This window comes from Oceaniglobus indicus, assembly GCF_002751875.1.
GTDB lineage: Bacteria > Pseudomonadota > Alphaproteobacteria > Rhodobacterales > Rhodobacteraceae > Oceaniglobus > Oceaniglobus indicus.
In genome coordinates, this window is record NZ_NMZM01000004.1 from 134,884 (window position 1) to 160,090 (window position 25,207).

At 65.6% G+C, this 25,207-nt stretch carries 25 protein-coding genes; 11 read left to right on the forward strand and 14 right to left on the reverse strand.

Annotated features, from left to right (window positions below):
- Nucleotides 1-2: 2 nt before the first annotated feature.
- Nucleotides 3-1,334 (forward strand): ABC1 kinase family protein, encoded by a 1,332-nt coding sequence (locus CFP68_RS07810; protein ID WP_099826358.1) that lies wholly within the window; start codon nucleotides 3-5, stop codon nucleotides 1,332-1,334.
- On the opposite strand, the gene ubiG is transcribed toward CFP68_RS07810, so the two are convergent.
- The 3 genes from ubiG to CFP68_RS07825 form a co-directional block, all read right to left on the reverse strand.
- Nucleotides 1,335-2,045: a bifunctional 2-polyprenyl-6-hydroxyphenol methylase/3-demethylubiquinol 3-O-methyltransferase UbiG gene (gene ubiG, locus CFP68_RS07815; protein WP_099826359.1), complete on the reverse strand. Its 711-nt coding sequence runs from the start codon at nucleotides 2,043-2,045 to the stop codon at nucleotides 1,335-1,337. It lies immediately after the preceding gene.
- Nucleotides 2,046-2,132: 87 nt separating this feature from the next.
- The gene (rhaI, locus tag CFP68_RS07820) at nucleotides 2,133-3,407 is read right to left on the reverse strand and encodes an L-rhamnose catabolism isomerase (protein ID WP_099826360.1); all 1,275 of its coding nucleotides are present in this window, start codon (nucleotides 3,405-3,407) and stop codon (nucleotides 2,133-2,135) included.
- A gap of 10 nt (nucleotides 3,408-3,417) precedes the next feature.
- Nucleotides 3,418-5,517, reverse strand: coding sequence for a bifunctional rhamnulose-1-phosphate aldolase/short-chain dehydrogenase (locus CFP68_RS07825; protein WP_099826561.1), 2,100 nt, complete (start codon nucleotides 5,515-5,517; stop codon nucleotides 3,418-3,420).
- A gap of 186 nt (nucleotides 5,518-5,703) precedes the next feature.
- Here CFP68_RS07825 and CFP68_RS07830 point away from each other — a divergent pair, with 186 nt between their 5' ends.
- The 7 genes from CFP68_RS07830 (at nucleotide 5,704) to CFP68_RS07860 (ending at nucleotide 12,871) form a co-directional block, all read left to right on the forward strand.
- Complete coding sequence (locus CFP68_RS07830) at nucleotides 5,704-6,504, forward strand: DeoR/GlpR family DNA-binding transcription regulator (protein ID WP_099826361.1); 801 nt, start codon at nucleotides 5,704-5,706, stop codon at nucleotides 6,502-6,504.
- Between the two features lie 37 nt (nucleotides 6,505-6,541).
- On the forward strand, nucleotides 6,542-7,528 hold the full coding sequence (rhaS, locus tag CFP68_RS07835; RefSeq protein ID WP_099826362.1) for a rhamnose ABC transporter substrate-binding protein: 987 nt from the start codon (nucleotides 6,542-6,544) through the stop codon (nucleotides 7,526-7,528).
- Between the two features lie 64 nt (nucleotides 7,529-7,592).
- Nucleotides 7,593-9,095 carry a sugar ABC transporter ATP-binding protein gene (locus CFP68_RS07840; protein WP_099826363.1) on the forward strand — a complete coding sequence of 501 codons (1,503 nt, stop codon included), beginning with the start codon at nucleotides 7,593-7,595 and terminating at the stop codon, nucleotides 9,093-9,095.
- Nucleotides 9,092-10,078, forward strand: coding sequence for an ABC transporter permease (locus CFP68_RS07845; protein WP_206601896.1), 987 nt, complete (start codon nucleotides 9,092-9,094; stop codon nucleotides 10,076-10,078). The genes CFP68_RS07840 and CFP68_RS07845 overlap by 4 nt, the downstream gene beginning before the upstream one ends.
- Nucleotides 10,075-11,058: an ABC transporter permease gene (locus tag CFP68_RS07850; protein WP_099826364.1), complete on the forward strand. Its 984-nt coding sequence runs from the start codon at nucleotides 10,075-10,077 to the stop codon at nucleotides 11,056-11,058. The genes CFP68_RS07845 and CFP68_RS07850 overlap by 4 nt, the downstream gene beginning before the upstream one ends.
- Before the next feature lie 40 nt (nucleotides 11,059-11,098).
- Nucleotides 11,099-12,454 (forward strand): FGGY-family carbohydrate kinase, encoded by a 1,356-nt coding sequence (locus tag CFP68_RS07855; protein WP_099826365.1) that lies wholly within the window; start codon nucleotides 11,099-11,101, stop codon nucleotides 12,452-12,454.
- A gap of 66 nt (nucleotides 12,455-12,520) precedes the next feature.
- Entirely contained in the window at nucleotides 12,521-12,871 is a 351-nt protein-coding gene (locus CFP68_RS07860; RefSeq protein ID WP_099826366.1) for a DUF1428 domain-containing protein, read from the forward strand.
- A 7-nt stretch (nucleotides 12,872-12,878) separates the two neighbouring features.
- Here the strand turns inward: CFP68_RS07860 and CFP68_RS07865 are convergent, their stop codons facing one another.
- From CFP68_RS07865 to cysG, 8 genes are all read right to left on the reverse strand, one after another.
- A complete protein-coding gene (locus CFP68_RS07865) occupies nucleotides 12,879-13,544 on the reverse strand; it encodes a DUF938 domain-containing protein (RefSeq protein ID WP_099826367.1) in 666 nt (221 codons plus the stop codon).
- 19 nt (nucleotides 13,545-13,563) lie between these two features.
- Nucleotides 13,564-14,118: a translation initiation factor IF-3 gene (infC, locus tag CFP68_RS07870; RefSeq protein WP_099826368.1), complete on the reverse strand. Its 555-nt coding sequence runs from the start codon at nucleotides 14,116-14,118 to the stop codon at nucleotides 13,564-13,566.
- Between the two features lie 214 nt (nucleotides 14,119-14,332).
- Nucleotides 14,333-15,163 carry a ferredoxin--NADP reductase gene (locus tag CFP68_RS07875; RefSeq protein ID WP_099826369.1) on the reverse strand — a complete coding sequence of 277 codons (831 nt, stop codon included), beginning with the start codon at nucleotides 15,161-15,163 and terminating at the stop codon, nucleotides 14,333-14,335.
- Between the two features lie 85 nt (nucleotides 15,164-15,248).
- Entirely contained in the window at nucleotides 15,249-15,653 is a 405-nt protein-coding gene (locus CFP68_RS07880) for a DUF934 domain-containing protein (protein WP_099826370.1), read from the reverse strand.
- Between the two features lie 111 nt (nucleotides 15,654-15,764).
- On the reverse strand, nucleotides 15,765-16,505 hold the full coding sequence (locus CFP68_RS07885; RefSeq protein ID WP_099826371.1) for a phosphoadenylyl-sulfate reductase: 741 nt from the start codon (nucleotides 16,503-16,505) through the stop codon (nucleotides 15,765-15,767).
- A complete protein-coding gene (locus CFP68_RS07890) occupies nucleotides 16,495-18,159 on the reverse strand; it encodes a nitrite/sulfite reductase (protein ID WP_099826372.1) in 1,665 nt (554 codons plus the stop codon). The genes CFP68_RS07885 and CFP68_RS07890 overlap by 11 nt, the downstream gene beginning before the upstream one ends.
- Before the next feature lie 57 nt (nucleotides 18,160-18,216).
- Complete coding sequence (locus CFP68_RS07895; protein WP_099826373.1) at nucleotides 18,217-18,516, reverse strand: DUF2849 domain-containing protein; 300 nt, start codon at nucleotides 18,514-18,516, stop codon at nucleotides 18,217-18,219.
- On the reverse strand, nucleotides 18,513-19,943 hold the full coding sequence (gene cysG, locus CFP68_RS07900) for a siroheme synthase CysG (RefSeq protein WP_099826563.1): 1,431 nt from the start codon (nucleotides 19,941-19,943) through the stop codon (nucleotides 18,513-18,515). Before cysG ends, CFP68_RS07895 begins: the two co-directional genes overlap by 4 nt.
- A gap of 134 nt (nucleotides 19,944-20,077) precedes the next feature.
- Here cysG and CFP68_RS07905 point away from each other — a divergent pair, with 134 nt between their 5' ends.
- Complete coding sequence (locus CFP68_RS07905; RefSeq protein WP_099826374.1) at nucleotides 20,078-20,539, forward strand: Lrp/AsnC family transcriptional regulator; 462 nt, start codon at nucleotides 20,078-20,080, stop codon at nucleotides 20,537-20,539.
- Between the two features lie 128 nt (nucleotides 20,540-20,667).
- On the opposite strand, the gene CFP68_RS07910 is transcribed toward CFP68_RS07905, so the two are convergent.
- Genes CFP68_RS07910 through CFP68_RS07920 form a run of 3 tightly spaced genes read right to left on the reverse strand, consistent with a single transcriptional unit; the run spans nucleotide 20,668 to nucleotide 22,776 of the window.
- Nucleotides 20,668-21,147, reverse strand: coding sequence for a copper chaperone PCu(A)C (locus CFP68_RS07910; RefSeq protein WP_241523998.1), 480 nt, complete (start codon nucleotides 21,145-21,147; stop codon nucleotides 20,668-20,670).
- A 58-nt stretch (nucleotides 21,148-21,205) separates the two neighbouring features.
- Entirely contained in the window at nucleotides 21,206-21,547 is a 342-nt protein-coding gene (locus CFP68_RS07915; RefSeq protein ID WP_099826375.1) for a hypothetical protein, read from the reverse strand.
- Nucleotides 21,548-21,555: 8 nt separating this feature from the next.
- Complete coding sequence (locus CFP68_RS07920) at nucleotides 21,556-22,776, reverse strand: acyl-CoA dehydrogenase (RefSeq protein ID WP_099826376.1); 1,221 nt, start codon at nucleotides 22,774-22,776, stop codon at nucleotides 21,556-21,558.
- A 125-nt stretch (nucleotides 22,777-22,901) separates the two neighbouring features.
- Here CFP68_RS07920 and CFP68_RS07925 point away from each other — a divergent pair, with 125 nt between their 5' ends.
- On the forward strand, nucleotides 22,902-23,813 hold the full coding sequence (locus CFP68_RS07925; RefSeq protein WP_099826377.1) for an AAA family ATPase: 912 nt from the start codon (nucleotides 22,902-22,904) through the stop codon (nucleotides 23,811-23,813).
- An 85-nt stretch (nucleotides 23,814-23,898) separates the two neighbouring features.
- On the forward strand, nucleotides 23,899-25,200 hold the full coding sequence (locus CFP68_RS07930) for a vWA domain-containing protein (protein ID WP_099826378.1): 1,302 nt from the start codon (nucleotides 23,899-23,901) through the stop codon (nucleotides 25,198-25,200).
- Nucleotides 25,201-25,207: the final 7 nt, after the last annotated feature.

The window sequence follows — 25,207 nt, forward strand, 5'->3', positions numbered from 1 at the left end:
GCATGGCGCGGGATCACGACGACCTGCCGGGCGGGCGCCGGGTGCCCACAGGGCGGATCGGCCGCCTTGCGCACCTTGGTTCCATGGCGTCAGGTCTGGCCGGAAACATGGCGCTGGGGCAGTTGCGCGCCCTGGGTCAGGGGCGCCGGCAGAGCGCGCGTGAGCTGTTGATGACGCCGGCCAATATCGCGCGCATCGCCGACCGGCTGGCCCGGATGCGCGGCGCCGCGATGAAGGTGGGCCAACTGCTGTCGATGGACAGCGGCGATGTTCTACCACCCGAACTGGCCACCATCATGGCGCGGCTGCGCGAGAATGCGGATTTCATGCCGCCGTCGCAATTGAAACAAGTGCTGGGCGGCGAATGGGGTGCGGATTGGACGGCGCGTTTCGCCCGCTTCGATGTCCGCCCCGTGGCGGCGGCCTCGATCGGGCAGGTGCACCGTGCCCGCCTGCGCGACGGCACCGATCTGGCGATCAAGGTGCAATACCCCGGTGTCGCCCGGAGCATCGACAGCGATGTGGCGAATGTCGGCGCGCTGATCCGCATGACGGGGCTGGTGCCGCGCGGCCTGGATCTTGCGCCCTACCTGGAGGCGGCGCGCCTTCAGTTGCATGAGGAAACCGATTACCTGCGCGAAGCCCGGCAGCAGGCGCGGTATGCCGCGCTGTTGGCCGGGGATCATCGGTTCGCGGTGGCAGACGTGCGGCCGGATCTGACGACGCCGCGTATCCTGGCGATGTCATGGATGCCCGGGCGCGCGATGGATACGCTCGACGATCAGCCGCCCGACTGTCGCGACGCCATCGCCCGTGACCTGATCGACCTGACACTGACCGAACTGTTCACCCACGGCACGGTGCAGAGCGATCCGAACTTCGCCAATTACAGATACGATCCCGAAGGCCAGCGGATCGTGCTGCTGGATTTCGGGGCGACGCGCGACATCGCGCCAGAGGTTGTCGCGCGGTATCGTGCGCTGATGTGCGCCGGGATGGCTGGCGATGGCGACAGGATCCACACCGCCGCGGCGGCGCTGGGCCTGTTCGACAGCACCACCAGTGCGGCGCACCGCGATCTTGTCTTGCGGCTGATCGGGATGGTCTTTGCCCGCCTGCGTGATCCGGCGCCCATTGATTTCGCGACCGAGGATCTGGCGCGGCGCCTTCAGGCCGACGCCTTGCGCCTTGCCGATGAAGGGTTCGTGCCGCCGCCGCTGCCCATCGACGTGCTGTATCTGCAACGCAAATTTGGCGGCATGTTCCTGCTGGCCGCGCGGTTGCGCGCGCGCGTCGCGGTGCGTGACCTGATCGCGCGCCATCTTTCGGCGTGATCAACCCGCCAGGCGCGCCGTTCCCATATAGATGATCGCGGTCGTCGGCAGACGCCCGAAGATCATGTCGCCACGCCGGTTGATCCCGCGCGGGCCAAGGCCGGTGAAGGTGCCGGGGCTCAGGCCGGCCGCACGCAGGCTTTCGCGCAATTCGGCGGGCTTGATGAACAGGGCCGGATCGTGGGTGCCCTGGGGCAGCAGACGCAGCACGTCCTCGGCCATGGTGATCGTGGCGAAACGGGCCAGGGGGTTGCGGTTGATCGTGTCGAACAGGAACAGGCCCCCCGGCCGCAGGACGCGGGCGACCTGCCGCAGGCAGAGATCGAGATCCGCGACATGTTCGAGAACATCGACCGACACGACGGCATCGAAGGCTTGGTCGGGATAGGGCAGGTCTTCGCCGACACCGACGTGATAGGCGATCTGGCGGTCGTTGGCGGCCGCATGGGTGCGTGCGGCGGCGATGGCATCCTTCGCCGGATCGATGCCGGTGACGATGGCGCCGCGATCGTCCAGCGCTTCGGCCACGAACCCGCCGGCACAGCCCAGGTCCAGCACGTCCTTGCCGCTCCAGTGGATGTGGCGATCGAACCACTTCAGCCGGCCGGGCACCATGTTCTTCAAGGTCCGGACCCAGCGGATATCGTCCGACCACCACCGATCGGCGACGTCATCGTATATGGTCAGGTCGTTGCGGTGCGTGTTGGCCATGGATCCCTCGCTTGTGCAACGCAACATAAGGCACGGATCGGCGGGGGCGATGCATCACGGCATAAAATCGCGGTGCGTGCAGCCGCGTCAGACGATGCCGCCCCCCGCACCGCTGACCGCGGGACGTTCCTGCGCCACCCGTGCGCGATAGCCCGCGGCGCGGAACGTGGCGACCGGGTCGATTGCGCCGCCCTGTTCCAGACGCGCCATGGCCAGGATCGGCTCGACATCGGTGCGGAACGCGCGCTTCAGACATTGCGCCGCCATCATCGCGTCGTTTTCCTGTTGAAAGCCCGCCAAGGCCGCGCGGTCCACCAACAGCGCCTGTGCATAGGCGCGGCGCACCTCGTTCGCGGATGTCATCAGCGATTCGATGGGATCGGTGACGTTGTGGCTCTGGTCCAGCATGTGGGCGGGGTCGAAGCCGGGGGTGTCTTCGGCGTCGACCAGTTCGTTGAACACCAGGAACAGGCGGAACGGGTCGATGGCGGCGGTGTCCAGATCGTCGTCGCCGTATTTCGAATCGTTGAAGTGGAACCCGCCCAGCTTGCCCGCATGGATCAGGCGGGCGACGATCATCTCGATGTTCACGTTCGGCGCGTGATGGCCCAGATCGACCAGGCAGTGCGCTTTGTCGCCCAGCTCCTGCGCGATCATCAGGTTGGTGCCCCAGTCCTGAACCACCGTGGAATAGAACGCGGGTTCGTACATCTTGTGTTCGGAAAACAGCCGCCAATCATCGGGCAGCGCGGCATAGATCTGTTTGGCGGCGTCGAGGTAGCGTTCGAATTGCCGGGTGAAATGCACCTGACCGGGAAAGTTCGAACCGTCGCCGACCCAGACGGTCAGCGCCTTCGATCCGATGGCCCGGCCGATCTCGATGCATTCAAGGTTGTGTTCGACGGCCTGCGCGCGCGTCGCCGGATCGGTGTGACTGAGCGAGCCGAATTTATAGCTTTGCGCCTGGCCCTCGTGATCCTGAAAGGTGTTGGAATTCATCGCATCGAAGGTCAGGCCGACCTCTTGGGCCTTGGATTTCAGATCCGCCGCCGGCTGCCGGTCCCACGGGATATGCAGCGACACCGAGGGCGTCGCGCACCCCAGCCGGTGGATCACGGCGCAATCTTCCAGCTTGTCGAAGATGTCGCGCGGCTCGCCCGGGCCGGGGAAGCGGGCAAAGCGGGTGCCGCCGGTGCCGACACCCCAGGACGGCACCGCGATGCCATAGGCGGCGACGCGGGTCTTGATGGCGTCGATGTCGATCCCGCGCCGGTCCAGATGTTCGCCGAGGGCGGCATAATCGGCGCGCAGATCTGCCTTGGCCCGCGCGTTTTCTGCTTCGATGACGGACGGCTCGATCATGGCGGCTCTCCTATCGGGGGAACGACTGGACGTTGCCCGCATCCACGTTGATGATGTTGCCCGTGGACTTGGACGAGGCATCGGAAACCAGGAAATACGCGGCCTCGGCGATGTCCTCGGGAAAGACCGACCGTTTCAGCAAGGACCGTTCGCGATACATCTCCTCCAGCCCCTCCTTGTCGGTCTTGTAGGTGTCGGCCCGCTGGTCCAGCCAGTCGCCCGACCAGATCTTGGATCCACGCAGCACCGCGTCGGGGTTCACCACGTTGACCCGGATGCCCGCCCCGGCCCCTTCCAGCGCCAGACAGCGGGCCAGATGGATCTCGGCCGCCTTGGCGGTGCAATAGGCGGCGGCGTTGGGCGATGCGGCCAGCCCGTTCTTCGAGGCGACGAACACGATGGCACCGCCGATATCCTGCACGCGCATCACGCGGAAGGCCGCGCGACTGACCAGGAAATACCCGGTCGACAGGATGTCCATGTTGCGGTTCCACAGATCCAGCGTCGTGTCCTCGATCGGGGCCGAGGATGCGATCCCGGCGTTCGACACCAGGATATCGATGCCGCCGTATTCGATGGACAAGTCGCGGTAGGCGGCGGCGACGGCGCCTTCATCCGTGACGTCCATGATCACCTGGCGCACCACGTCGCGCCCGAAGGCGTCGGCAAGCCGGTCGGCGGCGGCACCCAGCGCGGGCCTGTCGATGTCGGCCAACATGACGCAGGCGCCTTCGCGCAGGTAACGTTCGGCCGTTGCCGTGCCGATTCCACCGGCGCCGCCGGTGATCAGCGCGACCCGGCCCGCCAGCGATTTGGGCGCCGGCATGCGTTGCAGCTTGGCCTCTTCCAACAGCCAGTATTCGATGTCGAAGGCTTCCTGTTCAGGAAGACCGCGATATTGTGAAACGGCGGACGCGCCGCGCATGACGTTGATCGCGTTGACATAGAATTCCGCCGAGATCCGCGCCGTCGCCTTGTCCTTGGCGAAGGTGATCATGCCGACGCCCGGCACCAGATAGACCACCGCGTTGGGGTCGCGCAACGGCGGGCTGTTGTCGTGTTTGCAGCGCTCGTAATAGGCGGCGTAATCCTCGCGATAGGCGGCGACCGCCGCCGGCAGGCCGTCCAGCGTGGCGTCCACGTCGGGGTTGGCGGGGTCGAAATCCACCACCAGCGGGCGGATCTTGGTGCGCAGGAAATGATCGGGGCACGAGGTGCCAAGGGCGGCAAGGTCGGCCATGTCGCGCGCGTTCACGAACTCCAGCACCGCGTCGGAGTCGTCGAAATGGCCAACCATGTTCTGGCTGCCCGATACCATGCCGCGGATCGCCGGCATCAGGCGGGCGGCCGTCGCGCGGCGGTCATCCGGTGCCGGGCTTTGATGGACGGCGCCGCCGAACGCCGGTGTGTCGGCGGTCTTTTCGGCGAACCAATCCATCGCCGTCTGGATCACGTCCAGCGTCAGGTCGTAACAGGCGCGCGCGTCGTCGTGCCAGGTAAACAGGCCGTGGGATTCCAGAACCACGCCCTGCGCGTCGGGGTTGTCGGCACAGAATTCCTCCAGCCACAGGCCCAGTTCGTATCCCGGCCGCTTCCACGGCAGCCAGCCGATGCGGTCGCCAAAGATCTGGGCCGTCAGGGCCCTTGAATCGCTGGCGGCCGCGATGGCGATGATCGCGTCGGGGTGCATGTGATCGACGTGTTTCTTCGGAACATAGGCGTGCAGGGGCGTGTCGATGGATGCAGCGCGCGGGTTCAGCGCAAAGGTGCAATGGGGCAGGTATCCCACCATTTCGTCCTCATGCGCGGGTCCGCGATACAACCCCTTCAGCGCGTTCAGCTTGTCCATGTAGAGGGTGGCGAAGCCGTCCATCCTGATCGACCCGACATCGCCGCCCGATCCCTTGACCCACAGCACCTCGACCGTCTCGCCGGTCAGCGGATCACGCTCGCGCACCTTGGCCGAGGTATTGCCGCCGCCATAGTTGGTGATGCGCTTGTCCGACCCCAGAAGGTTCGAGCGATACAGCAGTTTTTCCGACTCGCTCATCCGCTCTGCGCGCGCGTCATCCCATTTGTTTTCAAGCCGCGCGGGCGCCGGTTCTAGCATGTTCATCCCCATTCGTGCGCCCCGTCACAGGGCGTGCCGTTGCGCGGATCCTGCGTGGCGGCACCGGCTTTTGTCAATCACGAACAATCAACTTCGGTCTTTTGCGGTCGCAATATGATCGGCTTTGATTTTTGGTGATTGACAGACCCCGACTCCCCTCGCATCGTGCCGGTGTCGGAGGGTCGAATGCACGAACAGGAACGCCACAGGATCATTCTCTCAGCGGTTCAGGATCGTCCCGTCATGAAGGTGGGCGAACTGTGCGAGCTTACCGGCGCATCCGAGGCGACGATCCGGCGCGACATTGCCACCCTGCACACCCAGAAACGCCTGCGCCGTGTGCGGGGCGGTGCGGAATCGCTGCACCCGACCCAGCAGACGGGGTTGGTGGGGCGGCCGTTTTCCGTCAACGAAACGATCAACATCCGCCAGAAACAGGCGATCGCGCAGGCCGCCGTCGAATTGTGCGACGACGGCGATTCGATCATCATCAATGGCGGCACGACGACGTTTCAAATGGTTCACATGCTGGTCAATCGCCGGGTCAGCGTCTTCACCAACTCGTTTCCCATGGCGCAGCATCTGCTGAAGCATTCCAAGAACACGGTCAGCCTGCCGTCGGGAACCATCTATCGCGAACAGAACATCGTGTTGTCGCCGTTCGACGGTGACGGCACCCAGCATGTGCATGCGCGCCGCATGTTCATGGGGGCCCATGGCATCGCCCCGTTCGGTCTGATGGAAAGCGATCCCTTGCTGGTGCAGGCGGAACAGAAGCTGATCGACCAGGCCGATGATCTGGTGGTGCTGGCGGACAGTTCCAAGTTCGCCAACCGCTCGCCGCTGGTGCTGTGCGCCTTGGCGCGGATTGCCGTGCTGATCACCGACGAGGGGATACCGGACATGATGGCGGCGGCCCTTGAGGCGGCGGATGTTCGGCTGATCGTGGTGCCGGTGGGTGGCGCGCAAGTCGAGGAAGCGTCGTGAAAGGCGTGAAGGACAACCATACTCCAGGGAGGAAACCATGAGTATTTTCAGAACGATGATGACCGGTGTCGCGGCGGCGGCGATGTTTGCCGGGGGGGCACAGGCCGCCGACGTGCGTATCGCCATGGTGGTCAAGGCGCTGGGCAACGGGTTCTTTGAGGCGGCCGGCAAGGGCGCCGAGGAAGCCGCGGCCGAGCTGGGCGATGTCGAGATCATCTATGTCGGCCCCACCGCCCCGACGGCCGAAGGCCAGATCGAGATGATCAATTCGCTGATCGCGCAACAGGTCGACGGCATCGTGATTTCCGCCAACGACCAGGATGCGCTGGTGCCCGCCCTGAAGAAGGCGATGCAGCGCGGCATCAAGGTGGTGTCGTTCGATTCCGGCGTTGCCAAGGACGGCCGGAACCTGCACCTTGCACCGTCCTCGGATGCGCTGATCGGCCAGACCATCATCAAGCTGGCGGCCGATCATCTGCCCGACGGCGGCAAGGTTGCCGTATTGTCCGGCACCTCGACCGCGACGAACCAGAATTCGTGGATCGCCGAGATGAACAAGGTGATGGGCGATTATCCGAACATCGAGGTGGTCGCGACCGTTTACGGCGACGACCTGTCGGACAAATCCTATCGCGAGGCGCAGGGTTTGATGCAGTCCTATCCCGATCTCGACGCGATCATCGCGCCGACGTCGGTCGGTGTCGTCGCCGCGGCCCAGGCCGTGGCGGACGCGGGCAAGATCGGCGAAATCAACGTCACCGGTCTGGGCCTGCCGTCGGAAATGGCCGGGGCCATCGATTCCGGTGCTTCCAAGTCGTTCGCGATCTGGAACCCCATCGACCTCGGGTATTCGGCCACGATGCTGGTGCATGAGCTGATCGAGGGCGCTGAAGCCGCGCCGGGCGCCGAAATCCAGATGGGGCGCATGGGCGCGATCACGCTGGACGACAACAACGAAGCGGCCATGTCCGAACCGTTCACCTATGACGCCAGCAACATCGACGAGTTCAAGTCGGTCTTCTGATCCGTCAGTCCCGGCGCGGCGTCCAGGATGCCGCGCCGGACCACCTTCGAAATGATCGGTTTTCATGTCAGATCCGGAAATCCTTGCGCTTGAGGGCGTCAGCAAGCTGTTCCCGGGGGTCCGGGCGCTGTCTGATGTGACGCTGCGCCTGTTTGCGGGCCAGGTGACCGCCCTGATCGGAGAAAACGGCGCCGGGAAGTCCACGCTGGTCAAGATCCTGACCGGCATCTATCAGCCCGACGGCGGGCGGATCCTGCTGGACGGGGCCGAGGTGCATTTTCCCACGGCCCAGCACGCCGCCGCGGCGGGCATCACGGCGATCCATCAGGAAACCGTGCTGTTCGACGATCTTTCGGTGGCCGAAAACATCTTTCTGGGCCACGCTCCGCGCACCCGTTTCGGCCTGATCGACACCGCGGCGATGATGGAGCGGTCGGGCGCGATCCTGCGCGACATCGGTGCCACGTTCGATCCGGGGTTGAAGCTGCATGACCTCGGCATCGCCAAGAAGCATCTGGTCGCCATCGCCCGCGCGCTGTCGGTGGATGCCCGTGTCGTGGTCATGGACGAACCCACCGCGGCCCTGTCGCACAAGGAAATCACCGAGCTTTACGATCTGGTCGACCAGCTCAAGGCGCAGGGCAAGGCGATCCTGTTCATCAGCCACAAGTTTGACGAGATCTTCCGCATTGCCGACCGTTATACCGTGTTCCGCGACGGGCAGTTCGTGGGCGAGGGCGCCATGGACGATGTCGATCAAGGCGCGTTGGTGCAGATGATGGTCGGCCGCCCGGTCGATCAGATCTTTCCCAAACGGGAACGGCTGGCCGGGACCGAGGTGCTGCGCGTCGCCGGCTATGACCACCCGACCGAATTCGCCGACATCAACTTTGCCCTGCATCGCGGCGAAATCCTGGGCTTTTACGGCTTGGTCGGGGCCGGGCGGTCGGAATTCATGCAGGCGCTGTTCGGCATCACCAAACCGTCCAAGGGCGCGGTGCGCATCGACGGCAAGGTGCGTGTGCTGCGATCGCCGGCCGAGGCGGTGGCGGCCGGCATCGTCTATGTGCCCGAGGATCGCGGCGCCCAGGGCACGATCCGCGCGCTGCCGATCTTTCAGAACGTCACGCTGCCGTCGCTGCACGTCACGTCGCACAACGGCTTCCTGCGCCTGGCCGAGGAGTTCAGGCTGGCGCGTCAATACACCGAACGGCTGGATCTGCGCGCGGCATCGTTGGATCAGGCGGTGGGGAACCTGTCGGGGGGCAACCAGCAGAAGGTCGTGATCGCCAAATGGCTGGCGACAAGGCCCAAGGTGATCATCCTCGACGAGCCGACCAAGGGGATCGACATCGGATCGAAGGCGGCGGTGCATGAGTTCATGGCCGAACTGGCGGCCGAGGGGCTGGCCGTGATCATGGTCAGCTCGGAAATCCCCGAGATCCTGGGCATGTCGGACCGGGTCATCGTCATGCGCGAAGGACGCATTGTGGCCGAGTTGGACGGCGACGGGCTGACGCCCGAAACCCTGGTGCGCCACGCCGCGGGCATTGGAGAAGACCCATGATCGTCACACGTTTCCTGGCCTCGCGCGAGGCGATCCTGCTGGGCGCGCTGGTCGCGCTGCTGGCGCTGATCGCGATCCGATTTCCGGCCTTTGTCGCGCCCGCCAACCTGTTGCGGGTGTTCAACGACACCTCGCTTCTGATCATCCTGACCCTGGGGCAGATGGTGGTGATCCTGACCCGCTGCATCGACCTGTCGGTGGCCGCCAACCTGGCGTTGACCGGCATGGCCTGCGCGTTGCTGAACGTGGCCATGCCCGGGGTGCCGGTGGTCGTGATCGTGGCCTTTGCCGTCGCGCTGGGGGCTTTCCTGGGCGCGATCAACGGTGTTCTGGTCTGGAAGCTGGACATCCCGCCGATCGTCGTCACGCTGGGCACAATGACGATCTATCGTGGCACGATCTTCCTGATGTCGGGGGGCACCTGGGTGAACAGCCATGAAATGACGGTCGCCTTCCGCGCGCTGCCCCGCGCCACGTTCCTGGGCGTGTCGATGCTGACGTGGATCGCTGTCGTCGTGATCGCGCTGGTGGCGCTGGTCCTGACGCGCACGCCGCTGGGGCGGGCGTTCTATGCCGTGGGGGGCAATCCGAACGCGGCGGTCTATACCGGGATCGATGTGGGGCGCACCCAATTCTGGGCCTTCACCCTGGCGGGTGCATTGGCCGGGCTCGCGGGATACCTTTGGATCGCGCGCTATGCCGTCGCCTATGTCGACATCGCGTCTGGGTTCGAGCTGGACGTCGTTGCCGCCTGCGTGATCGGGGGTATCGCCATATCGGGCGGTATCGGGTCCGTCGGGGGCGCGGTTCTGGGGGCGCTGTTTCTGGGTGTGATCAAGAACGCGTTGCCGGTCGTCGACATCTCGCCGTTCTGGCAGCTGGCGATTTCCGGCGCGGCCATCGTGATCGCGGTCGCGCTGAACACCCGGGCCAACCGCACGAGGGGCCGCGTGATCCTGAAATCGGCGGAGCACGTGACATGAGCATCAGCGAACGCCACATTCCCGACCGCCTGAAAAGCCCGCTGGAGACGCGCCTGAAAAGCTGGGAGTCGCTGTTGTTGCTGGTGGCGGTGGCGATCTTCGTCCTGAACAGTTTCGCCAGCCCGTATTTCCTGAACGCCTGGAACCTGTCGGATGCCACGTTCAACTTTACCGAAAAGGCGATGATCGCCTTCGCCATGGCGCTGTTGATCGTGTCGGGCGAAATCGACCTGTCGGTGGCCGCGATCATCGCACTGGCGTCCACCGCCATGGGGGCGGCGGCGCAGGTCGGGATGGGGCCTGTGCCGCTGACCCTGATCGGTCTGGGGGTGGGGCTGGCGTGCGGCGCGTTCAACGGTGCGCTGGTCACGGGCCTTGGCCTGCCGTCCATCGTCGTGACCATCGGCACGATGAGCCTGTTTCGCGGCATCAGCTATATCGTCCTGGGCGACGGCGCCTATGGCGGCTATCCGGCGGGCTTCGCGGTGTTCGGCCAAGGCTATGTCTGGTGGGTGATCACCTGGGAGATGGTGTTCTTCACAGTGCTGGCCGTCGGTTTCGGCGTCTTGCTGCACAAGACCAACTTCGGGCGCGCGGTCTATGCCATCGGCAACAACCCCACGGCGGCGATGTTTTCCGGCATCCGGGTGGGCCGCGTCAAGTTCATCCTGTTCCTGCTGACCGGGCTGATGTCAGGGGTCGCCGCGATCTGCTTGACCTCGCGCCTGGGATCGACACGCCCGTCGATCGCCTTCGGGATGGAGCTTGAGGTGGTGACGATGGTCGTGCTGGGCGGCGTGTCGATCCTGGGCGGATCGGGCACCATCCCCGGCGTCGTGATCGCCGCCTTCGTGATGGGGCTGGTGACGTTCGGGCTTGGCCTGCTGAACGTGCCGGGGATCGTGATGTCGATCCTGATCGGCTGTCTGCTGATCGGGGTGATCGCGCTGCCGCGGCTTTGGTCGAAATGGCGGGCATGAGGGCGCGCCGCACCTGTTTCCCGTGAGCGATGGAGGTATCATGCGCCGGATTTCTGTCATCGATATCGGCAAGACCAACGTGAAACTGGCGATGGTCGGTCTGGACAGCGGCAGCGAACTGGCGGTGCTGACCCGCCCCAACACGCCGCTCGCGGCGCCACCCTATCGCCATTTCGACACCGAAGGGCATTGGCAGTTCATCCTTGACGGTTTGGCGGTTTTCCAGGGCCGGTTCGGGGTCGATGGCATCGCGGTAACGACCCATGGCGCCAGCGGCGCATTGCTGGACGCGGCGGGCAACCTGGCCGTGCCGATCCTGGATTACGAGGATCCGGGGCCGGATAGCGTGGCCGCGGAATATGATCGCCTGCGCCCCGATTTCGCCGACACTGGAACACCCCGCCTGCCGGGCGGATTGAACCTGGGCGCGCAGATCCACTGGCAGTTCGCGCGCGATCCCGGTCTGGCGGCGCGAACGGCGACGGTTCTGACCTATCCGCAATACTGGGCGTTCAGACTGACCGGCGTGCGGTCCTGCGACGTCACATCGCTGGGCTGTCACAGCGACCTGTGGCTGCCGGGGCAGGGCGCATTGTCGCCCCTGTGCGCGCAGCTGGGAATCCAGCACAAGATCGCGCCCCGGCGTCGCCCGGACGACATCCTCGGCCCGGTCCTTCCCGAAATCGCGGCGCGTTGCGGGCTGAGTGCCGACACGCCGGTGGTCTGTGGCATCCACGATTCGAACGCGTCGCTCTATCCCTATCTGCTGGCACGACCGGCGCCGTTCTCGGTGGTGTCCACCGGCACCTGGATCGTCGTCATGGCCGTGGGCGCCGAACAGCGTGCGCCGGCGGAAGACACGCAGATCAACACCGATGCCATGGGCAATCCGTCGCCGTCGGTGCGTTTCATGGGCGGGCGCACCTATGAAACCCTGACACAGGGGATGACCGGCGTCCCCGACGCCGCCGCCATCCGCGCCGTGTCGGATCAGCGGATCATGCTGTTGCCGGACCCGAACGCCACTGGCGCGTTCACGGCCCGCGCGCCCCGGTGGCAGGGGCCAGCACCCGCGCCTGGCTCGGGCACCTGCGCGGTTGCCGTATCCTATTACCTTGCATTGCTGACGGCCAACGCGCTGGACCAGATCGGCGCACGGGGGCCGATCGTCGTCGAGGGGTCTTTCGCGCGCAACGCCGATTGGTTGCGCATGTTGGCCACGGCCTGCGGAAAACCCGTCTCGGCCACCGAATCGGCCACCGGAACCAGCCTTGGTGCGGCGCTGTTGTTCGCGCCCCGGGGGGCCGGCAACGCGGTCGCGCAAACCGTGCCGCCCGATCCGGCGCTGACGCGCTATGTTCGCGACTGGCGCGGGGCGATCGGCATCACGCCCTGAAATGCGATGACGCGGTGGCGGTGGCCGCTATGCTGGGCGCGACCCGAAAACCCGAAAGGACAGCCCATGTATGTCGATGTCATGGTGGCCGCGGTGAAGACCGCCGAACGCGCGGCTTATGTCGCCATATCCGCGGAAATGGGCGAGATCTTCCGCGGAAACGGCGCCCTCGGATATCTCGAATGCTGGGGGCAGGACGTGCCGATGGGCGAACTCACGTCGTTTCCCCGGGCGGTGAAGATGGAAGCGGACGAAACCTGTGCGGTCTGCGTGATCACCTATCCCGACAAGGCGACGCGCGATGCCTGCATGGGGGCGGTCATGGGCAACCCCCGCGCCGAGGAACTGATGCAAAGCACACCGATCGATGGAAAGCGGATGATTTTCGGCGGCTTCGACGCCTGCGTGACGCTCTGATCCGGGGTCAGTCGCGGCGCAGGATCAGGATGCGATTGTTCGCCGGCACCGCGATCAATGCGGTGAACGACAGGCCCGCGGCCTGACCCAGCGCGCGCACCGCGCCGGTGTCGCGCAGACCCCATCGCGGATCATCGGCCCGCAGCGCCGCATCGAACGCGATGTTGCCGGGGCCCGTGTCCACGCCCGGTTCGATGAACGGTCCGTAAAACACCAGAAGACCGCCACGATCGAGCGCCTGTCCCGCGCCCGCTATGATCCCCTGCATGACGGCGGGTGGTGCGATATGGATCACGTTCATCGCAACAACCGCTGCCAGCCGTCCGACCGCTCCGCCCCACTGTGCGGCCGCGTCCAGATCAAGGGGTCGTGGCATATCGACGCCCAGTTCGCGCGCCCAGGCCTGCGCCGATGCGCGATGCGCCGGATGGATATCGCTCGCCAGCCATGTCAGGTGGGGAAACGCAAGTGCGAACTGCGCCGCATGCTGTCCGGTGCCGCAACCGATTTCAAGAACGGTTCCGTGCAACCCGGTCAGCCAGGGCGACAACGCCGCGATCGTCGGTGGTGAATTGCGTGCCACGACGCGCGAGAACAACCTGTCGTCCGCTGCGTCCGGCTCGCGCGACCGGATATAACACGACGTATGCCCCGAAGTGGGCGCGCCGGTCATGCCGCCGCGCCCGGCCGGATCATTTGTTCAGGGGGCCGATCAGCATGACCATCTGCCGGCCTTCGATCTTGGGAAAGTTCTCGACCTTGCCGAGTTCCTTGGTGTCTTCCGCGATCCGTTCGAGCAGCGCACGTCCCAGGTTCTGGTGGGCCATCTCGCGGCCGCGGAAACGCAGGGTCACCTTCACCTTGTCGCCGCCTTCCAGGAACTTGACGACGTTGCGCATCTTCACATCGTAATCGTGGGTGTCGGTGTTCGGGCGGAACTTGACCTCCTTGATGTCGATGATCTTCTGCTTCTTGCGTGCTTCGTTCTCACGCTTCTGCGTCTCGTACTTGAACTTGCCGAAGTCCATGATCTTGACGACAGGGGGCGCGGCGTTTGGCGAAATCTCGACCAGATCCAGCCCGGCCTGTTCGGCCAGTTGCATACCACGTTCCGGTGTCACGACACCGATGTTTTCGCCTTCCGCACCGATCAGGCGAATCTCCGGCGCGCGGATACGGTCGTTGACGCGGGGGCCGGTATCGCGCTGGGGCGGGGCGTTGTGAGGTCTGCGAGCGATGGTGGTCATCCTTGTTTTGTTGCTTATGGCGGAAAATAGCCACCACGGGCGGGCTATTCAAGCTGCCTTTGACATGTCGGGTGCCGGTCGGGCGAAAATCCCCGACGCATCAGCGCGAATGCGGCCGATCGGCGGGCACGCCGGGCGTTCCGGCGGTCTCGTTCACCGGTCGACAATCGAAATCGTCACCATCCGCGTCTGCCGCGCCGCCGAATCGCCCCCGTCAGCCGACAAAGGCCTTTTCGACGACATACTCGGCCGGCTCGCTGTTCGCCCCCTCGCGCAGGCCGAACCCCTCGAGGATTTCTTTCATGTCGATGTTCAGCCCCATGGAGCCGCAGACCATGGCGCGGTCCGTCTCGCGCGACATGGGGGGCACGCCGAGGTCGGCAAAGATCTCGCCCGAGCGCAGCTTGTCGGTCACCCGGCCCATCCGGGCACTGTGTTCCCGCGTCGTGGTCGGATAATACCGCAGCTTGTCGACACCGCCCTCGGTCAGCTCGCGCATCATCTCGTCGGACTTGATCTCTTCGACCAGAAGCCGCCCGTATTCCAGTTCGGCAACATCGCGGCAGGTGTGGGTGAGGATGACGTCTTCGTAATCCTCATAGGTCTGCGGTTCGCGAATCAGCGACGCGAAGGGTGCGATTCCGGTGCCGGTGGCGAAAAACCACAGCCGCTTGCCGGGCAGCAACGCATCATGCACCAGGGTGCCCACCGGCTTGGGCCGCAGGATGATCTGATCGCCCGCCTTGATGTGTTGCAGGCGACTGGTCAGCGGTCCGTCCTGCACCTTGATCGAATAAAACTCCAACTCGTCATCCCAGGCCGGCGAGGCAATGGAATAGGCGCGCAACAGCGGCTTCTGACGTCCGGTCTTGGGATCCGGATCACCCATCAGGCCGATCATCACGAATTCCCCCGACCGAAACCGCAGCGACGCGGGCCGGGTCACGCGGAAGGAAAACAGGCGGTCCGTCCAGTGGCGCACGTCGGTCACCGTCTGGGCGTCGGGAAGGGTGGGTGTCACAGTCACGGTCACATGCTCGTTCATCGGGAGGTCCGTTGTTCGTTAGCAGACAAATGAGGGTCGGAAAAGTGCCGCCGCCCCGGTTCGATGGGGTTTCGGCACGGCGCCATCAGGGATGCGCCCGGTTGTCGCGGGTGCCGCGCAAGCGCGACTGATAATCATGCGCCCGCCAATCGGCCCGGGCCAGCCATTGGGCCTCGGGTTGGCGCGCCGCCAGGGCCGCGTCGATTTCGACCTCGTCGAACCCGCACCGCCGGGCCATGGTGTATTGATCCGCGATGACATGCCCGCGCGCGCGCAGCCGCCCGGTGTATCCCCGCTGTCGCAGCCGCCGGGCAATGGTAAATCCGCGCCCGTCGCTGAATCCCGTGAATTCGACCACGATCGCCGTGATCCCGTCAAACGACAGGGTTTCGGGATCGGTGTCCGCCGTCACCTCAAGAGGTTCCGCGCCGTTCGCGCCCCGGGTCAGCGTCTCGGGGCCGAACCCCGTATCGGTTACAATCACGCTCATCTCATACCTCGCTTGTGAAACCCGCGGCGGGGCTTCTCATTGATCCAAATACTCATTGCACCGGTCCGGGCGGCGCACCGATGGCCGGTCGGGACAGCACCGGCGCCGCGCTCATGCTGCGCCGCGCACCAGGCGACCTTCGACAAAGTGGATGCCGCATTCGTCCTTGGCGCGGCCGCGCCAGCGTCCGGCGCGGTCGTCCTCGCCCTGTGCCACCGGTGCGGTGCAGGGTGCGCACCCGATCGACCGGAACCCCTGCGCCACCAGCGGATGACGGGGCAGGCGATTGTTGATCATGTATTCCTGCACGTCGTCGCGGTGCCAATGGGCCAGGGGGTTGACCTTGATGCGCTCCGTTCCCGGCTCGACCTCGAAAAAATCCAGGGCGGCGCGGGTGGCGCCCTGATACCTCTTGCGTCCGGTGATCCAGCCATCGAACGGCGCCAGCGCCGTCAGCAGCGGCCGTGTCTTGCGGAGCGCACAGCAGGCGTCGGGATCGCTGCGGTGCAGGATCGCATCGGGATCGTTCAGGAACAGCGCATCGCGGTCGGGCGTGATCACCCGCACATCGCCCAAGCGCAGCCGTTCCGCGACGTCGCGCTGATAGGCCAGCGTTTCGTGGAACAGCATCTCGGTGTCGAGGAAAAGCACCGGCACGCTGCGGTCGATGACCGCGACCATGTGCAGCAATGCCACCGACTCGGCACCGAAGGACGAGACCATGGCGATGGATCCGACCTGCGGGTCGCTCAGCGCGTGTTCTAGGACGGCCGAGGCCGAATGGTGCGCATAACGGCGGTTCAGGTCCGCCACACGTTCCGCGACGGGGGCCAGCGGCGCCTCAAGCGGCATTGGCCCGCACCTCCAGGTAAAGCGCCGCCTTGAACGGCGACAGGCCCAGCCTGCGATAGGTTTGCAGGAACGTCTCGACCGGCCCGGCGCGCAGGTCCAGATAGGCATGGATCAGCCGCTCGATCGCCGGAACGATCTGATCGGCGGAAAATCCGGGGCCGGCGCGTTCGCCGATCACGGTCGTTTCGGTGCCGTCGCCGCCCAGCGTGATCTGGTAATTCTCGACCCCGGCGCGGTCCAGCCCGAGAATCCCGATATGGCCGACGTGGTGGTGTCCACAGGCGTTGATGCAGCCCGAGATCTTGATCTTCAGCGCGCCGATCTCGTGTTCCAGCTTGAGATCGTCGAAACGGGTCGCGATTTTCTGGGCGATGGGGATCGAACGGGCGGTGGCCAGGGCGCAGTAATCCATGCCCGGGCAGGCGATGATGTCCGAAATCAGCCCGATGTTCGCCGTCGCCAGATCCGCCGCGCGCAACGCGGCGTGCAGCGCCGGCAGGTCGGATTTATGGACATGGGGCAGGATCACGTTCTGCTCGTGACTGATGCGCAATTCGTCGTGGCCCAGGGTTTCGGCCAGATCGGCCAGCAGGCGCATCTGCGCCGCCGTCGCATCCCCCGGCGTCGCGCCCGGTTTCTTCAGCGATACCGAAACGATGGCATAGTCCGGGTTGCGGTGGGGCGACAGGTTGGTGTCGGCCCAGCTGCGAAACAGCGGATCGGCCTGCGCGGCGTCGAAGGGCGCGGTATCGGCAGTCTTCCAGGCCGGGGGGGCGAAGGCGGCTTCGATATCGCGCAGCAGGTGCTGATCAACGCCCGAAAACTGCGACCTCACCTGCGCGAACCGGTCCTCGACCCGGGCGCGGATCGCGTCGATCCCGTGCTCGTGCACGGTGATCTTGACGCGCGCCTTGAACTTGTTGTCGCGGCGTCCCAGCTGGTTGTAGACCGAAACGATCGCCTCGGCATAGGGCAGCAGATCGGCCGCAGGCAGGAAGTCGCGGATCACCTTGCCCACCATGGGCGTGCGGCCCAGACCACCGCCGACGATCATCCGGTATCCCGTTTCCCCGGCGTCGTTCCTCACGATCTGGATGCCGATGTCGTGCGAGCGGATCACCGCGCGGTCGGCTTCGGCGCCGGTCACGGCGATCTTGAACTTGCGCGGCAGGAACTGGAATTCGGGATGGTCGGTGGACCATTGGCGCAGCAATTCCGCCACCGGGCGCGGATCGGCGATCTCGTCCGCCGTGGCGCCGGCAAAGTGATCGGCGGTGACGTTGCGGATCGTGTTGCCCGAGGTCTGGATCGAATGCATCCCGACATCCGCCAGCGCATCTATGATGTCGGGCACGTCCTTCAGGGCAGGCCAGTTGAACTGGATGTTCTGGCGGGTGGTGAAATGGCCATACCCCTTGTCCCAACGTTCGGCGATCATCGCCAACTGCCGCATCTGGGCACTGTTCAGCGTGCCATAGGGGATGGCGACGCGCAGCATATAGGCGTGCAGTTGCAGATAAAGACCGTTCATCAGGCGCAGCGGCCGGAATTCATCCTCGCTGAGCGAGCCGTCGATGCGGCGCGCGACCTGCTGGCGGAACTGTGCGGCGCGGGTCCGCACGAAGGCGTCGTCGAATTCGGTATAGCGATACATCTGCAAGGCTCCTGCGGGAATGTCGGTCAGCGGATGGTTCGGGGGGATGCGCGCGCCCTAGGAGGCGAGCTGTTTTCCGTGGCGATAGTTGGACGGCCCGCGGGTGCGGAACCTCTCGCGGAAATGCACGGGTTGCGGGATGCCGCCATCGGCGCGGGCCTCGGCCAGATAGGCGCCCACCACCCGATCCTTCTGCGATTGCGCGAACAGCAGGCGCAGCTGGGCGTGCGCCTCGTCGTCGATCAGTTCGGCGTCGGCGATGTCGCGGCTCCAGGTGTCCTCGGCGGTCAGCCAGATCGCGTCGCCCTCGAGAAGGGCGTTGGCGGTGATGACCTTCGGAGTGAATTGACGGCTCATGCGAACGCCTCCTGAATGGACTTTTCGGGTTCGTGTTCCCCGCCGTGATCCGGCAGGACGTTCAATTTTGCAGCAGCGCGCGGGGCCAGGCCGAACAGGGTCAGCGCGGGACCGGTCAGCGCGGCGCGCGTCAAGGTCGGTTCAAGCTCTGACAGCGTTGTCGCGATGACGCGCTGATCGGGGCGCGAGGCGTTTTCGATCACCGTGACGGGCGTGGCCGGATCGGCACCGTGCATCAGCAGGCGCCCCTGGAAGAACCGAGCCGACCGTTTGCCCATATAGATCGCCGCCACCTCGCCCGGCTGGGCCAGGGTGGCCCAGTCGTGATCGGCGAAGCCCTTGGTGTCGTGGCCGGTGATGAAACGGACCGAGGCATTGCGGCCGCGCCGTGTCAGGCTTTGCCCGATGCCCGCGACGGCCGCGCTGGCGGCGGTGATGCCGGGCACGATGGACCAGGCAAGGCCCGCCGCCTCGACCGCCTCGATCTCTTCGTCGAGCCGTCCGAACACCGTGGGATCGCCGGATTTCAGCCGCACGACATGGGCGCCCCGGGTTCCGTGTTCGACGATCAGCGCGTCGATGTCGCCCTGGGCCATGGATTTTCCGAACCCTTCCTTGCCGGCGTCGATCAGGGTCGCCTCGCGGCGGACCAGTTCCAGGATCTCGGCGCTGACCAGGCGGTCGTGGATCACCACGTCGGCCTCGTGCAGCGCGCGCCGCGCCTTGAGGGTCAGAAGTTCTGGATCGCCCGGGCCGGCGCCGACGAATTCGACGCGGCCGGGTTTCGGCGCCGCATTCAGGTGATCGGTCAACAGGGTGGCAAGCGTGTCGTCCAGTGCGCCTTCGCCGCCCGTGTTCAGCGCGCGAGGACCGGCCGCGAAATAATAGTCCGACCAGAAGGCGCGGCGCGGTGCGCCGAACGGCAGCGCCTCGACCCGGGCGCGAAATGCCTTGCCGATGCGGGCGAGGGTGCCCAGCACGGGGGGCAGGCGGTCTTCCAGATCCTTCTTGATCGCGCGGGCCAGCACCGGGGCCGCGCCTTCGGTGCCGATCGCCACGACCACGGGGTCGCGATCGACGATGGCGGGGGTGATGAACTGGCTGTCGTGCAGGTTATCGACGATGTTGACCAGCGCGCCATCGGCGTGGGCAATGGCAGCGGTGCGCGCATCCTCGGCCGGATCTTCGTCGGCGCCATAGAACAGCGCGGCGCACAGCGCGTCGCCGGGTTGCATCGCCCGTTCGATCAGGGTCAGGCGACCGGCGGCGGCCCAGTCGCGGATGTCCGGCGCGGGGTCGGTGGCGAAAACGGTCAGCCGCGCCTCGGTCTTCATCAGCAGCCGCAACTTGGCCAGCGCGGCGTCACCGCCCCCCGACAGGACGATCCGGCGGCCTTCGACGGCAAGGAAAATCGGAAAATGTTTCATGGTCGTTCCCTGTTTCTTGACGGAAACATAGAACATTATTCCGATCTAAGGCTATATTCCGCTTTCAATAAGGACATACGTCCTGCAATACGGGGATATTGGAACATTTGGCATCAGCAGGAAAGGAAACGCGAATGCCCGTCCGCATCGATGACATGGATCGGCGCATCCTGTCCGCGCTTCAGCAGGATGCCAGCCGGTCGATGGACGACATCGCCCGCATCGTGGGCTCGTCGAAGACGCCGGTCTGGAACCGGATTCGCAAGCTGCGCGAGGCGGGCGTGATCAGCCAGCACACCGTGCGCCTGGACGCCGAGGCCCTGGGGTTCGAGGCGTGTTTTTTCGTGCTGATCCGCACGTCCGAACATGATGCCCAGTGGCAGGCGCGGTTTCTCGAGGCCCTGCGCGCGCGCCCCGAAGTCCAGGAAGCGCACCGCCTGGCCGGCGATATCGACTATATCCTGAAGGTGCGGGTCAGGAACGCGCGGGCCTACGATGTCTTCTACCAGGCGCTGATCTCCGAGGTGAAGATCCATAACGTCACGGCGTTGCTGTCGATGGAAGAGTTGAAATCGACGACCATGCTGCCGTTGTGAAGGGGGCTGGCGCAGGATTTTCGAGTATTTGTATCGGTAAGAAACAGGGCCGGACGCCAAGCCGGCAAGCCCCGTGATCGGTGGACCTGCGCCACGGCGTGCCTGGCGCAGGACATATCGCTTTGCGATCAGTTGCCGTGGCCGGAATGGCCGCTGGTGCCACCGTCGCGCGGTTCGATGTCGAATTCGATATCGATGGTGCCGGCATTCTGGAACACCAACGTCACCGGCAGCTTCTCACCTTCGTGCAGTTGCTGGTTGAGCCCCATGAACATGACATGAAAGCCGCCGTGTTCCAGGGTGACGGTTTCGCCGGCCGGAATACGGATCCCGTCCTGTTTCATCATCTTGGCGATGCCATCGGACATTTCGGTGGTGTGCAGTTCGATACGGGGCACGTCGCCGCGCACCTCGAGCAGCGTGTCGTCCGTATCGCCGGTGTTGGTGATGGTCATGAAGCCACCCGTGGTCTTGCTGACCGGGGTCGTCGCATAGGCCATCGGGTGTGCGATCGCCAGATCGCCGAGCGTGTAGTCATGGGCAAACGCCCCGGTCGTCGCGGTCATGAGAAACAGCGTCGCAGCGGCGCGGGTAAGGATGGGGTTCATCTGGGTGTCTTTCCTGTGTCGGGCGCGGGGGCCCATTGTCCTGTGATCGTCGGTCGACTCACGCCACCGGCGGGGGCGCGCGGGGGCCGATCGCGGGATCACGCGGGCGGACAGGAAGGAAACCAAGGGCGACGCGGGCGCGAACCGCCCACGTCTTCGGGGTGCGGGTCATGGCCGCGGTCAGGGGGGGCAACACGGCGGCGCCGACAAGGCGGCAGGCGTCGCAGGGGCCCGCGTCGTGCAGGTGGCCGGTGCGGCCGGTGTCGGCACAGATCGCCGACCGATCACCGCCCGCGGCGATGAACCGTTCAAGGCCCGCGTTGGGCGGCTGATGCGCAAATCCCGTGGCCGCGAGGGCCAGCAGGATGAGCACACCCAGCAGGGGACGCACCAAGGCCATCGTCGGCGTCAGAAGAACGCCTGCAACCCGGTCTGTGCACGGCCCAGGATCAGGGCGTGAACATCGTGGGTGCCTTCATAGGTGTTGACCGTTTCAAGGTTCACCATGTGGCGGATCACCTGGTATTCCTCGGAAATCCCGTTGCCGCCGTGCATGTCGCGGGCAAGCCGCGCCACCTCCAGCGCCTTGCCGCAGTTGTTGCGCTTCATCATCGAGATCATCTCGGGCGCGGCGCGGCCTTCTTCCATCAGCCGTCCGACCCGCAGCGAGCCTTGCAGCCCCAGCGTGATTTCGGTCTGCATGTCGGCCAGCTTCTTCTGGAACAGTTGCGTCTGGGCCAGCGGCTTGCCGAACTGCTTGCGGTCCAGCCCGTATTGACGCGCACCGTGCCAGCAGAATTCGGCCGCCCCCATGACGCCCCAGGAAATGCCATACCGCGCCCGGTTCAGGCACCCGAACGGCCCCTTGAGGCCCTCGACGTTCGGCAGCAGCGCATCCTCGCCCACCTCGACGCCGTCCATGACGATCTCGCCGGTGGTCGAGGCGCGCAGCGACAGCTTGCCCTTGATCGTCGGCGCGCTCAGGCCCTTCATGCCTTTTTCCAGAACGAACCCCTTGATCTTTCCGCCGTGGGCTTCGGATTTCGCCCAGACGACAAAGACATCGGCGAAGGGCGAATTGGAGATCCACATCTTCGCGCCGGAAATGCGATAGCCGCCGTCAATCTTCTTGGCCACCGTCTTCATGCCGCCCGGATCAGACCCGGCATCGGGTTCGGTCAGCCCGAAACAGCCGATCAGCGAACCGTCGCAGAGGCCCGGCAGGTATTTCCGACGCTGCTCTTCGGTGCCGTAGGCGTGGATCGGATAGATCACCAACGACGATTGCACCGACATCATCGACCTGTAACCGGAATCCACCCGCTCGATCTCGCGCGCGATCAGGCCATAGGTGACGTATCCTGCGCCAAGGCCGCCGTATTCCTCGGGCAGGGTGGCGCCCAGAAGGCCAGCTTCACCCATTTTCGGGAACAGCGCCGGATCGCTGGTTTCCTCGCGATAGGCGTCGATCACGCGCGGCTGCAACACGTCCTGGGCAAAGGCGCGGGCGGCATCGCGCAGCATCCGCTCGTCTTCGGTCAGCTGCTCTTCGATCAGCAGCGGATCGTCCCAGGTGAATCGCGACAGGTCTGGGGCGTCCTTGGCGGCAATCGGGGTGGTCTGGTTCATCGCGCAATCTCCTCCGGGCGGTCGGCGAAACTATACCGCTCCGGCGAAACCGGCGCAATGCGGGCGGTGCGGCTTGACGCCGCCGCGGCCAGATGCAGCTATGATCCCAACAAGAAGGGGGCTGCATGACCGAAATACCTGGATCGATCGACGCGGTGCAACAGATGCTGGGCGCGCAGGATTACGTCTGCGACCGGCCGCTTGCAGTGATCACGTTCCTCGCGCTGAAACTGGGCCGGCCGCTGTTCCTGGAAGGCGAGGCCGGCGTCGGCAAGACCGAGATCGCCAAGGCCATCGCGGCCGGTCTCGGGCGCGACCTGATCCGGCTGCAATGCTATGAGGGTCTTGATGCGGCCTCGGCGGTCTATGAATGGAACTTCGCCGAACAGATGATCGCGATCCGCACCGCCGAAGCCGCCGGGTCCGCCGATCGCGGGGCGCTGAAGGCCGAGCTGTTCTCGGAAGACTATCTGATCGAACGTCCGCTGCTGCGCGCCATGCGGCCCCATGCGAACGGCGCGCCGGTTTTGCTGATCGACGAGCTGGACCGCACCGACGAGCCGTTCGAGGCGTTCCTGCTCGAGGCGCTGTCGGATTTCGCGGTCACAATCCCCGAACTCGGCACCATCACGGCGCCCGAACCCCCGATCGTGATCCTGACCAGCAACCGCACCCGCGAGGTGCACGATGCGCTGAAACGCCGATGCCTGTATCACTGGGTCGACTACCCCGACTTCGCCCGCGAGATCGAGATCCTCCAGGCCCGCGCACCGGAAGCCGCCGAAACGCTCAGCCGCGAGGTCGTGGCCTTCATCCAGGCCCTGCGCACCGAAGACCTGTTCAAGAAGCCGGGCGTGGCCGAAACCGTCGACTGGGCGAAATGCCTGCTGGCGCTCGACATGATCGAACTCTCTCCCGAGGTCATCGCCGACACCCTGGGTGCGATCCTGAAATATCAGGACGACATCCAGCGCATCCAGGGCGCCGAGGCCACGCGCCTGCTGGACGAGGTCCGCAGCCAGCTTTTCCCGGCATGACGCGTCCGGCTTTGTCTTGCCCGATACACTCTCGGGGGTCCGGGGGCAGACAGCCCCCGGCGGCCCGCCAAAGGCGAAACCGGCGATGGTGAAACTTCCCGATCTCGACCTGCCCGAAAACCCCAGGCTGACGCACAACATCACCTGGTTCGCGCGGGCGCTGCGCAACGCCGGTCTGCCCATCGGCCCGGGGCGCGTGATGGACGCGATCCGCGCCGTCGCGGCGGCGGGGTTCACTGACCGACGCGATTTCTACTGGACGCTGTCGGGGTGTTTCGTCTCGCGCCCCGAACAGCGGGCGGTGTTCGACCAGATCTTCCGCCTCTACTGGCGCGATCCGCGCTATCTGGAACACATGATGTCGCTGCTGACCCCGGCGGTGCGCGGCACCCACGAGGAACGGCGCGCCAAACCGGGCGAAAAACGCGCGGCCGAGGCGCTTCTTGAGGGGGTCGCGCGGGACGCGCCGCACCTGCCCGAACCCGAGGGCGAAGAGATCGAGATCGACGCCTCTCGCACCATGTCCTCCGAAGAACGCCTGCGCTCGCTTGACTTCGAACAGATGAGCAACGCCGAGATGGCCGAGGCCAAGCGCATCCTCGCACAGATGTCGCTGCCGGTGCGCCCGCTGCCGTCGCGCCGCACCATGGCCGACCGGCACGGCGCGATGGCGGACTGGCGCGCCACCCTGCGCGCCTCCATGCGTCGGGGTGGCGAGATGCAGGGGTTCGCGACCAAATCGCGGCGGGAACGCTGGCCCAACCTCGTGGCGCTCTGCGACATTTCCGGCTCGATGAGCAGTTATTCGCGCGCCGTGCTGCATTTCCTGCACGCCGTGTCGAACCACAAGGGCGCGGGCTGGGCGCGGGTCCATGCGTTCACCTTCGGCACGCGCCTGACCAACATCACCCGCCACCTGGCGCGTCGCGATGTCGATGCCGCGCTGGCAGCGGCCGGGGCCGAGGCGCAGGATTGGGAGGGCGGCACGCGGATCGGCGATTGCCTGCACGCGTTCAACCGCGACTGGTCGCGTCGGGTGCTGGGGCAGGGCGCGGTGGTCGTGCTGATCACCGACGGGCTTGAACGTGACGACCCGGCCATGCTGGCGCGCGAATGCGAACGCCTGCATCTGTCGGCGCGCCAGGTGATCTGGGTCAACCCGCTGCTCCGTTTCGACGGGTTTGCGCCCCGTGCCGGCGGAATCCGGGCGATGTTGCCCCATGTCGATTCATTGCGGGCCGGGCACAACATCGATTCGATCGCGGCATTGGCGCGCGCCCTGGCCGGCCCGGCCGGTGCGGCGGACGCAAACAGGTTGGGCGGAATGATGCGCGCCGTGCAGGCAATGGACCGCGGGCACGGAACTGGCACCGCGTCATGGCGTTGATGGGGTC

What these genes read in the sequence shown, in the direction of transcription:
- CFP68_RS07875 (WP_099826369.1), bottom strand. Translation starts at nt 15,163, where the DNA reads ATGAACGAGCATGTGACCGTGACTGTGACACCCACCCTTCCCGACGCC.
- CFP68_RS07890 (WP_099826372.1), bottom strand. Translation starts at nt 18,159, where the DNA reads ATGTATCGCTATACCGAATTCGACGACGCCTTCGTGCGGACCCGCGCC.
- CFP68_RS07865 (WP_099826367.1), bottom strand. Translation starts at nt 13,544, where the DNA reads ATGACCGGCGCGCCCACTTCGGGGCATACGTCGTGTTATATCCGGTCG.
- CFP68_RS07885 (WP_099826371.1), bottom strand. Translation starts at nt 16,505, where the DNA reads ATGCCGCTTGAGGCGCCGCTGGCCCCCGTCGCGGAACGTGTGGCGGAC.
- CFP68_RS07880 (WP_099826370.1), bottom strand. Translation starts at nt 15,653, where the DNA reads ATGAGCGTGATTGTAACCGATACGGGGTTCGGCCCCGAGACGCTGACC.
- CFP68_RS07840 (WP_099826363.1), top strand. Translation starts at nt 7,593, where the DNA reads ATGTCAGATCCGGAAATCCTTGCGCTTGAGGGCGTCAGCAAGCTGTTC.
- CFP68_RS07830 (WP_099826361.1), top strand. Translation starts at nt 5,704, where the DNA reads ATGCACGAACAGGAACGCCACAGGATCATTCTCTCAGCGGTTCAGGAT.
- CFP68_RS07860 (WP_099826366.1), top strand. Translation starts at nt 12,521, where the DNA reads ATGTATGTCGATGTCATGGTGGCCGCGGTGAAGACCGCCGAACGCGCG.
- CFP68_RS07925 (WP_099826377.1), top strand. Translation starts at nt 22,902, where the DNA reads ATGACCGAAATACCTGGATCGATCGACGCGGTGCAACAGATGCTGGGC.
- cysG (WP_099826563.1), bottom strand. Translation starts at nt 19,943, where the DNA reads ATGAAACATTTTCCGATTTTCCTTGCCGTCGAAGGCCGCCGGATCGTC.
- infC (WP_099826368.1), bottom strand. Translation starts at nt 14,118, where the DNA reads ATGACCACCATCGCTCGCAGACCTCACAACGCCCCGCCCCAGCGCGAT.
- CFP68_RS07845 (WP_206601896.1), top strand. Translation starts at nt 9,092, where the DNA reads ATGATCGTCACACGTTTCCTGGCCTCGCGCGAGGCGATCCTGCTGGGC.
- CFP68_RS07910 (WP_241523998.1), bottom strand. Translation starts at nt 21,147, where the DNA reads ATGAACCCCATCCTTACCCGCGCCGCTGCGACGCTGTTTCTCATGACC.
- rhaI (WP_099826360.1), bottom strand. Translation starts at nt 3,407, where the DNA reads ATGATCGAGCCGTCCGTCATCGAAGCAGAAAACGCGCGGGCCAAGGCA.
- CFP68_RS07825 (WP_099826561.1), bottom strand. Translation starts at nt 5,517, where the DNA reads ATGCTAGAACCGGCGCCCGCGCGGCTTGAAAACAAATGGGATGACGCG.
- CFP68_RS07915 (WP_099826375.1), bottom strand. Translation starts at nt 21,547, where the DNA reads ATGGCCTTGGTGCGTCCCCTGCTGGGTGTGCTCATCCTGCTGGCCCTC.
- CFP68_RS07855 (WP_099826365.1), top strand. Translation starts at nt 11,099, where the DNA reads ATGCGCCGGATTTCTGTCATCGATATCGGCAAGACCAACGTGAAACTG.
- CFP68_RS07905 (WP_099826374.1), top strand. Translation starts at nt 20,078, where the DNA reads ATGCCCGTCCGCATCGATGACATGGATCGGCGCATCCTGTCCGCGCTT.
- rhaS (WP_099826362.1), top strand. Translation starts at nt 6,542, where the DNA reads ATGAGTATTTTCAGAACGATGATGACCGGTGTCGCGGCGGCGGCGATG.
- CFP68_RS07850 (WP_099826364.1), top strand. Translation starts at nt 10,075, where the DNA reads ATGAGCATCAGCGAACGCCACATTCCCGACCGCCTGAAAAGCCCGCTG.
- CFP68_RS07930 (WP_099826378.1), top strand. Translation starts at nt 23,899, where the DNA reads ATGGTGAAACTTCCCGATCTCGACCTGCCCGAAAACCCCAGGCTGACG.
- CFP68_RS07810 (WP_099826358.1), top strand. Translation starts at nt 3, where the DNA reads ATGGCGCGGGATCACGACGACCTGCCGGGCGGGCGCCGGGTGCCCACA.
- CFP68_RS07895 (WP_099826373.1), bottom strand. Translation starts at nt 18,516, where the DNA reads ATGAGCCGTCAATTCACTCCGAAGGTCATCACCGCCAACGCCCTTCTC.
- ubiG (WP_099826359.1), bottom strand. Translation starts at nt 2,045, where the DNA reads ATGGCCAACACGCACCGCAACGACCTGACCATATACGATGACGTCGCC.
- CFP68_RS07920 (WP_099826376.1), bottom strand. Translation starts at nt 22,776, where the DNA reads ATGAACCAGACCACCCCGATTGCCGCCAAGGACGCCCCAGACCTGTCG.